Raw genomic sequence first — 8533 nt, 5'->3', positions numbered from 1 at the left:
TTTACGGGTAGAACAATAAAAGGGTTGTGTCAGGGCTTGACCTCGACGTTGAGTTTCAGGCTCTGTATGGTGCCGTTTATTGCCTCGATGATGAGGTTTTTAGCGTCTGTATCTGCGTAGTTCCCGTTAGGAGGTGCTGGGGGAAGCTCAGGCCGTTTGTCCTTGAAGAGGAGGAACCAGACCTGCCACTTTCCGGGTCTGTCGATGCTGAAGGTGTAGTTCTTCTCAAACTCGGGCGTCCAGTTGCCCTCGATGTTCACCGGCACTGGAGGGAGCGTAACGTTGAACCATCCGGGCATCCTGTACATACCGTGGATGATGGTTCTGTTTGTCCTGTTGTTCCACGTCAGATTCACCAGCCACATCTCCACGTAGTAGGTTACATTCCTGTGCTCGTGGTTAACTATACCTATGATGACCATTCCGTTCTGGCCTACCCTGAGTTCAGTCGGATAGCCGGATGCCTTCCCAGTAGGTCCGAGGATGTAGAACTCGGTGAAGGCCTCGCCCTGCTTTGGGTGGGTTATGACGTAGGTGAGTGCCCCAACCGATACCAGGATGGTCGCTATCAGGATGACCGTTAAGGCTTTGTCCAGTTTGCTTGATTCGGCCCATCCGAGCTCTCTTTTTACATTCTCAATAGTTACCCAGGGTATCCAGGGGTCAAAGGCTTTAGAACGGCGGTATATCGCTATCATCCCAAAGGCAATGTTGAAGAGCGTTAAACTCACGAGTATTGGCGTGAGCCTTATTCCCCATGGGGTGTAGTTGAGGCCTAGACCTATGAGCGGGACTATGGCGATGCTGAGACCGAAGCTCAGAGCCAGTCTCTCAAGGTTGTCGAGCTCTCTCCTGTTCGGGAAGAGAGCCGTCACGAAGACGTAGCCCGGGAAGAAGAGGACAAAGCCTAAGCCGAGGACCTTTCTAACAAGGCTCTCCGGAAGGTAGAGGATAAGAAGGTCGAGGAGCAGTGAAAGGCCTATGATCGTAAGCAGATCCCAGTATTTTTTAACGCCTTTGGGTTTTTCCATGTCACTTCTTTTCAAACAACCCCACCTCCAGAAAGTCAACCCCCTTTCTCTCGGCAAGGAGAAGGAATACCAGGCCGAGACCGATTATCAAAAAAGACTGTGCAACCCGGTCCGGTATAATGTTCCTGAGGAGGTAGAGTGCGAGGGCCGAGGCTCCCAGCCAGCCTACAAGGTAATACACCGTCTCCCGAAAGCGAAGGCGGGCAACGTAGATAGTCGCTCCCAGAAGGGCTACCATGAATGTGTAGTCGTTCAGCGCCGAAGCGAGGAGGAGCATCGAGACAATCGTTGCCTCTCTATTGAACCTAACACCCCCCAGAACCTCGTCCAGGAGGAGGAAGGTCGAGGTGAAGAGGACAACCGCCTGGAGGAATCCCTCGTGGGTGTAGAGCGAGACCCCTGGAGCCATCACGGCGAGGACAACCGCGTAGGCGTAGAAGGCTAAGAGTGCGAAGTTCCTATCCTTAAGTCGAAGGAGATAGGGAATAATGCCGAGTACAAAGGCCCATTCCTTGAGGACAACGCCCGCTAGGAGAACCGCCAGGAGTCCTATCATAGCTCCCTCACCACCACAGGGAGAAGGTCTCCCGGGCCAACCTCAATGACCTTAACGTGCCCCATGAGCCGTTTTACTAGTTCTTTTCTCTCGTGATAGGCCCTATAAAGGACTTCTAGGTCGTCCTCCCTGAGCGAGCTTTTATCACTGAAAAGGATCGGGTTCGGGTAGAGGAGGACAGCTCTGGAGGCCCTCCTTTTGAGTATCCCTGAGGCCTTCATGAGCTCTGTAGGGTGCAAAGCCGGGTCATCAACTATTATGACGTAGGAGCCCTCGGAAACCTTCATGGAGGCCTTCGTAATTCCATGAGCCCCAGAGCCGCCCTTGAGCTTCATCACGAGCCTGGAAAGGGGAGAAGCCCTGGAAATCGGAGAGGGCCTCAAAACCGGTAATCCACGCTCTCTCTTCAGGCCGAGCTTCTCAACCAGAGTTAGGGGGTCGTGAACCGGTTCTATAACTTTCACGACACGGTTATCATCATACGCCACAACCCTTATGGTGTGACCGAAGCGCCTGAAATAAGCGGTCAGCTGGGCTATTATCAGGACGAGGTAGTCGGTCTTCCCCCCGCTCAGCTCGCGGTGGAACCTGGGATCAACGTTCACCATTAAGTAGATATCCACCATTGTCTCCCTCTGGAAGACCCTGACGATGAGCTTCTGTAGCCTTGAGGTTGCCTTCCAGTCTATTTTCGTTATGTCGTCTCCCGGGAGGAACTCCCTCAACTCCTCGAACTCCATCGTTTCGGCGCCTATCCCAAGCTCCTTTTCGGCCTCGGCAAGGGCTTCGACCTGGTGCCTTTCCCTCATGGCCTCCCTGATGCTTTTCTGGGATGGGAAGACAGTCATCTCGTCCCTCTCCTCCACCGGAAACTCTCTCACAAAGAGCCCCAGCTCGTCCTCGAAGGTTGCCCTCCCCTTTAGCCTTATCCTCCCCTTTGCCAGGGGGACTATAGTCTGCTCTAGGTACTCTCTCTCGCCTGGTTTCAGGAACGTTTTGACCCCTCTCGCGAAGGCCTCTCTCGAGGTTTCGCTAACGGTGACGGTTCCCGGTATCGGGGATAAGTTTTCAACGCTGATCCTAGACTCTACGGGTTCTCCCTCAATCCCCCTCTCGGGAAGGGTTCTCTTGACCTTTATGACCGGCCTGAAGGTCACTCTTGCAAGGGAGTAGTAAGCCATTATGGCGACGCCCATTAGGGCGGAGGCCGGACTGCCTAGGATGTAGGCTGTTCCGGCAACCACCGCAGCGAGGGAAAGGAGAACCTCGGCACGCTTCATTCCACGGGCACCTCTACCCTTTCGAGGACGTCACTTACTATTGTCTTACCGTCAACCCCATCGACCTCGTATTCGGGCTTCACGACTATCCTGTGGGAGATTATGGGGACTGCGAGCCATTTCACATCGTCCGGGAGGACGTAGTCCCTGTTGTCAAGGTAAGCCCTAACTTTTGCCGCGTAGAGCAGGTGTTCTCCTGCCCTCGGGGAGGCTCCCAAAATCACCCTGTCGTCCATTCTGGTCTCCTTAACTATCTCGTAGATGTAGTTTATTATCGCATCACTCACGTGAACCCCCATGGCTTTTCTTCTTGCTTGGGCGAGCTCACTCGAAAGGACGGACTGCCTTGCCTCCGAGAACTGCCCCAGGCTTTTCCTCCTCAGCATCTCCTTTTCAGTCTCCTCCGGGAGGTAGGAGATGTCTATCCTCATCATGAAACGGTCGATTTGGGCTGTGGGTAGCTCATAGACGCCCTCCATCTCCACAGGGTTCATCGTTGCAAGAACCACAAAGGGCTCCGGAAGCTTCAGGGGGAGCCCCTCTATGGTGACCTGTCTTTCCTCCATCGCTTCAAGGAGGGCCGACTGGGTCTTTGGTGAGGCCCGGTTTATCTCGTCAACTAGGACAACGTTGGCGAATATCGGTCCCTTCCTCACTTTGAACTCCCCACTGCGCATGTCGTAGAAGGTGTGACCTATAAGGTCAGCCGGTAGCAAATCGGGTGTCATTTGTATCCTCGAAAACTTCAGCCCCAATGTGTTAGCGAAGTTCTTGCCGAGGGTTGTCTTCGCAACTCCCGGGACTCCCTCTAGGAGAACGTGCCCGCTGGCCATGAGTGCTATTGTCATAAGTTCGACAACGTCATCCATACCTACCAGTGCTTTTCTAATCTCGGCCTGTATCTTTTCGAGTATCATCTCAACCACCTATCCTCCTCAGCATTTCCATAACTTCTTTTTCATCCCATCCCCTCTCCCTTGCGAGGGAAATGGCAACCTCCTCAAGGTTCACCTTCTCCCTGAAGAATCGTGAGGTCAGTTTCCGGACGAGTCTTTCGGTTGGTCTGAGGGTTCCGAGCTCGTTGAGCAGTATCAGAGTAGCAACAAGGATTATGAGCTCCACCGCCCTGTCCTTGGGCAGGACGCGGGTTACCGTGACGGTTCCCGTTGTGTATAAGTTGAAGCCTGGATAGTGGGCCTCGTCGAAGTAAAAGGTGCCGCCACCGAGGTAGTCGATGAGGTTGCTCAAAAACTGCCTGTTCTCACCAAACTGCATGTTGGTGAGGACATCGGGGTCAGAGAGCACGACTATCCTGCCGTTTCCGTACTTGACCTCGGTCATCAGCGGGTACATCCTCCTGTGGAAGTTTATCATGGCGACCCTGCTGAAATACACTACGCCCGTCTTGGTCACTATGATTCCGGATGGCTCGTTGGTGACTATCTTCGTCACGTTTCTGGCCAGGATGGGGTTCTCTATCCTGACGGACACTATGAGCCTGTCGTCCTTCTCGTAGAAGAAGTCCCTGAGCGGGTACCTGGATATCCTCACTGGGACGTTCAGGGCGCGTAGCACCTCGTTTCCAGTTCCAAAGTCGTCTGCAATGAAAAGGGTGTTCCCCCTCTTCAGAAAGAGCTTAATCTGCTCTATCTCGGCCTTAGTAAAGGTCATGTTAGGGCCTATTATCAGGAGGACGCCGTTCTTCTCGCCTATGTTTGCTAAATCAAATGACTCAAAGATTGGGACTACCTCCTTTCCCTTGAGGTAAGCCAGCTTGGCGAACTTTGAAGTCCCGTCCCAGCCGGTGTTGAAGATGCTGTACGGGGTTGAGCTCCTGAATACGGGAACTGTGAGAGGCATCGTCGTCAGCGTGAAGAGAAGGAGAAGGAGTATCGTGTACTTAATCGTCTTGTTCATTGGGAAACACCTCCAAGGAGGCTTTCCATAGCCTCTTTAAACTCCAAGAGCTCCCCCTCATTCAGCTGGCTCCCTCCATAGATTGCCTTCTCGTGGAGCAGGATAACGCGCTCAAGGTGAGGGTAGAGCTCCCAGCCTTTGAGAGTTCTCATGACTTCCCTCGGTGTCATGCTCTCACTTATTCCAAAGGTTTCCTTGAGTTTTTCTCTAAGGAGCATGTATGCCTCACCAATATCTTCAGGTATCCTGAACTCCGCTCCTTCCGTGGTTTCTTCTTTGAATGGTTCTAGTTTACCCTCGGTTCTTCTTTTTGTTATCTTTTCTCTTCTTCTCTCCCTTAAGAAGAATCCTCCAGCTATCGCAAGGGCCAGCAGGGCTATCGCACCGTACCTTATTGCCCTATTCTCGGGGGGAAGGACTGTCAGAACGACCTCGTTTGAAAGGGCTTTATCATATTTCTCGTTTCCGGTAAAGAGGGCATAGACCTTAAATTCTCCGGTCGCGTTTGGTCTCAGCTCGAAGGAAAATGTACCGTTTTTGGGGAACAGGGTGAGATACTTCCTTCCCGAGACGTAAACAGTGATCGGGAGGCTAGGGTTGACCTTTCCGACAAAAGTGGCGGTGTCCCCCAAGGTTACTTCATCGGGGCCATCTAGGACTATGGTGACTGGGTATCTAGTGAACTTGATCGTCACGACTTTTGACGTTCCCTCGTGGGTCTTATCGCCCCTGAACTCAAGGGTCACCTTTAAGATCTTTGGAGCCGGTGAGGAGTAATCCATAGAGAAGTCCCCATGCCTTCCCGTGATCAGAGTAGTGTTACCGATGGTTATCTCCTTTCCCGCGAGGGGGTTGCCGTAGTAGTCAACTAGTTTCCCGGAGAGATGAAGAGTAGTATTGAGGAAGGCTGTGTAAACACCGCCGATTATAAACGAAGTGGGGATCCTCCTTACGGTCACGGTGACGTTGTTGGACCTTCTCTCCCCCTGAACCGCATAGACCCTGTACGTTCCTAGCTCGTCGAAAGTGTATGTAACGGAAAAGAGGCCGCCGTGCGGGTTAATCGGAAGGAGGTAAGTTGAGTTCCCGCCTTCGATTACGACCGTCACTGAGGAGTTGCCCGGGCAGGAGCCGAATACAGTCACACTTTGATTGAGGATGGGCCTTATATCTGAAACGCCGATGACAAATCCCTTTTTGTTCGAGAACTTCTTTGAAGCAAGCTTTTTTATCTCTCTGAGGTGTGCCCGAACCCTGGTGGTGTTGAAGGTGAGGACTTTCGTCCCGTTCATAAGCTTAAGTTCCCCTATCCTGTTGAGGGTCTTCTCCATTTCAGCAACCGTGCCAAGTATTCCCGATGCAAGAGATGGCGTGGAGTTTTTCTGGAACTTAAGAAGGAGCTGGACCAAGATTAGGTTCTCCTTAGCCAAGTCGTAGAAAGGAGGGATAACCCCCATAACCGTTGAGTTAACCCCTTTCTCCTTGTAATAGAGGCTCTCCTCCCTTATCATCTCCAGATCGCTTAAGGTCTGGTTCGCCAGCCTGATTGAGTAATCGTTCCCCAAAAGGGCGTAGCGGAGGGAATAGTCAAGTCTAACGAGAATCTGGGAGAAGTACTGGTGCAGGAAAACATCCCTCTGAGTGGGCCTTGAAACGGCCTTTCCAGTGACCAGAGGGGAGGAACCAATGATTAGAATTAGGATGATTAAAATCGAAACCCTCTTCATGGCCCTCACACCCATAAGCCATAAAAACCTTTTAAGTTTATTCGTCGAAGGTGTTAAAATGGGACGCCTTTGGGGGAGCTTTCTGGTAATAATTGGAACGGGTCTCTGGTACTACGGGGGCGCAAGGGGCAGCGTGGCCCTCGTCAACTTGGGAATAGGTACAATCATTCTGGGCATCGTCCTTATGGGCCTCCCTTCCAGGGGGTATGTTTCCAAAGAGGCCCTCCTCCTGAGCTGTCGTGACCCCTGCGGTTTTATCGAGGACTTAAAGAGAGACCTTGAGCTTGAGGGCCCTCCAGTCGTGATACCCCCCTACGAGAACCTCCCAAAAGGTGGGCTGTTCTTCCCTAAGGCAGAGGGCTTCTCCCTTCGCCTCGGGAAGTTCATCGAAGGCTCAATCTTCGTGACCGGAACAGAGGTGGAGAGTGGGATTCTGCTGAGCCCTCCCCCCGGATGGGCCATAGTTGAGTACACGATCGAAAACTCCGATGGGCTCTCTGGCACGGGGGTTGGCTACGCCTCCTCTGCTATTTCTTCTACCTTGAGTGCCCTGGGTATTGGCTCTGGAGAGGCCTTTGAGAGGGAGGACGGGAAGGTCGAGGTTTTCGTAAGGCCCTTATGCAGGGGTTCTCCTTATGGGGATCCCGCCGTTTCAGCGATGCTCCTTGGAATAGCTATGGGAAAAGGTGAGGTTCTCGAGGTTGAATCTCTTGAGAAGGTCAAAGACTACGTAAAGCTTGTCCTAGAGCCCTTAGGTGGGGTGGAAAAATGGCTATGAGGGAAAACGTCCTCCTGTTCCTTTCAATCTGGGTCGTTGTGTCGGCAATCCTGAGCCCCTCAACCGGTGTATTCCTGACGGTGGCTTTGATAGGCATACTCATAGTCCTTGAAGTTGGCGAGTTCTACCTTCCCAGAGAAACAAAGGAATCCCTTAAGTTCTCCGCTTACCTTCTCCTCCTGGCCTTTGCCTTCATAGTTGCGAGGAAGGTGTATGAGGTAATAAAGTGATCACCTTCTTAAAAGCTCTCTGACAGTCCTCCTGACGGCCTCATGACTGTTGAGCCTCGGTCTCCAGCCGGTTTTCCTAGCCTTATCTATGTCGAGGCGCATGAACTTTACATCACCTTTCCAGCCACGCCCGCCGTCGACTCCGCCCGTAAAGACGAACCTCGGCTTAAGACCCATCTCCCCACTAACTATCTCCGCTATCTCCCTGACGGTTATCCAGTCATCGTTACCGAGGTTGTAGAAGCCAACCAGCTTATCCTCTCTCCTGAAGGTATCAAAGATGTGGAGCATGCCTTCAACGGTATCGCTTACATGGAGGTAGCTCTTCCTCTGCGTTCCGTCGCCGAGTATCTCCAGCTCCTCTGGGGTTCTCCTGAGCTTGTTGATGAAGTCGTAGATGACGCCGTGATTTGAGCGCTCTCCTATTATGTTCGCCAGCCTGAAGATGAGGGCTTTGAAGTCAAATGTGTGGGCGTAGCCACTTATTAAAGCCTCTGCCGCCAACTTTGCTCCCCCGTAGACGCTTATCGGCTCAAGCGGTCCGTAGTTCTCTGGGGTGGGTATGACCTCTGCATCGCCGTAAACAGTGGAGGAGCTCGTGAAGACGAGGAACTTAACCTTCGAGTCCCTAATCGCGTTAATGAGGTTGTAGGTTATCAGCACGTTGGTCTCGTAGAGAAGCTCCGGACTCTGGGAGCCTATCCTGACCTCCGGATTGGCCGCGAGGTGGAAGACGGTATCGACACCTTTGATAGCTTTTTTTACGGTTCCAAAGTCTCTCATATCACCCCGTATAAACTCAAAGCGTTCGTGCCCGAGCCATCGCTTAATGTTATCAAGGGTTCCCGCGCTGAGGTCGTCGAGGACGCGAACCTCTTCTCCGGTTTCCATGAGCGCATCAACCAAGTGAGAGCCTATGAAACCCGCTCCTCCAGTTACTAAAACCTTCACAAGTACCACCCATCCTCGTGGGGAAAATTAATTTAAATAGGTTTGGGGAGATTGTATGCTAGG

At 52.4% G+C, this 8533-nt stretch carries 9 protein-coding genes; 2 read left to right on the top strand and 7 right to left on the bottom strand.

All coding sequences use genetic code 11. The features are described 5' to 3' along the window. Positions 1–29: 29 nt before the first annotated feature. Genes MVD07_RS03670 through MVD07_RS03645 form a run of 6 tightly spaced genes read right to left on the bottom strand, consistent with a single transcriptional unit; the run spans position 30 to position 6526 of the window. A complete protein-coding gene (locus tag MVD07_RS03670) occupies positions 30–1031 on the bottom strand; it encodes a DUF1616 domain-containing protein (protein ID WP_297498810.1) in 1002 nt (333 codons plus the stop codon). A 1-nt stretch (position 1032) separates the two neighbouring features. After that, positions 1033–1587, bottom strand: a complete 555-nt coding sequence (locus tag MVD07_RS03665; RefSeq protein ID WP_297498801.1) for a hypothetical protein — start codon at positions 1585–1587, stop codon at positions 1033–1035. Beyond that, the gene (locus tag MVD07_RS03660; protein ID WP_297498797.1) at positions 1584–2867 is read right to left on the bottom strand and encodes a DUF58 domain-containing protein; all 1284 of its coding nucleotides are present in this window, start codon (positions 2865–2867) and stop codon (positions 1584–1586) included. Before MVD07_RS03660 ends, MVD07_RS03665 begins: the two co-directional genes overlap by 4 nt. Next, on the bottom strand, positions 2864–3784 hold the full coding sequence (locus MVD07_RS03655) for a MoxR family ATPase (protein ID WP_297498807.1): 921 nt from the start codon (positions 3782–3784) through the stop codon (positions 2864–2866). Before MVD07_RS03655 ends, MVD07_RS03660 begins: the two co-directional genes overlap by 4 nt. Position 3785: 1 nt before the next feature. Next, a complete protein-coding gene (locus tag MVD07_RS03650; protein ID WP_297498794.1) occupies positions 3786–4784 on the bottom strand; it encodes a DUF4350 domain-containing protein in 999 nt (332 codons plus the stop codon). Further along, entirely contained in the window at positions 4781–6526 is a 1746-nt protein-coding gene (locus MVD07_RS03645) for an Ig-like domain-containing protein (RefSeq protein WP_297498791.1), read from the bottom strand. Before MVD07_RS03645 ends, MVD07_RS03650 begins: the two co-directional genes overlap by 4 nt. A gap of 43 nt (positions 6527–6569) precedes the next feature. On the opposite strand from MVD07_RS03645, the gene MVD07_RS03640 reads away from it, so the two are divergent. Next, positions 6570–7289: a hypothetical protein gene (locus MVD07_RS03640; protein WP_297498789.1), complete on the top strand. Its 720-nt coding sequence runs from the start codon at positions 6570–6572 to the stop codon at positions 7287–7289. Continuing rightward, entirely contained in the window at positions 7280–7519 is a 240-nt protein-coding gene (locus MVD07_RS03635; protein ID WP_297498786.1) for a hypothetical protein, read from the top strand. The genes MVD07_RS03640 and MVD07_RS03635 overlap by 10 nt, the downstream gene beginning before the upstream one ends. On the opposite strand, the gene MVD07_RS03630 is transcribed toward MVD07_RS03635, so the two are convergent. Further along, positions 7520–8470: an NAD-dependent epimerase/dehydratase family protein gene (locus tag MVD07_RS03630; protein WP_297498804.1), complete on the bottom strand. Its 951-nt coding sequence runs from the start codon at positions 8468–8470 to the stop codon at positions 7520–7522. Positions 8471–8533 lie beyond the last annotated feature (63 nt).

The sequence above is a fragment of the Thermococcus sp. genome (genome assembly GCF_027008145.1).
GTDB lineage: Archaea > Methanobacteriota_B > Thermococci > Thermococcales > Thermococcaceae > Thermococcus.
This window is presented reverse-complemented; position numbering and strand designations above follow the sequence as displayed.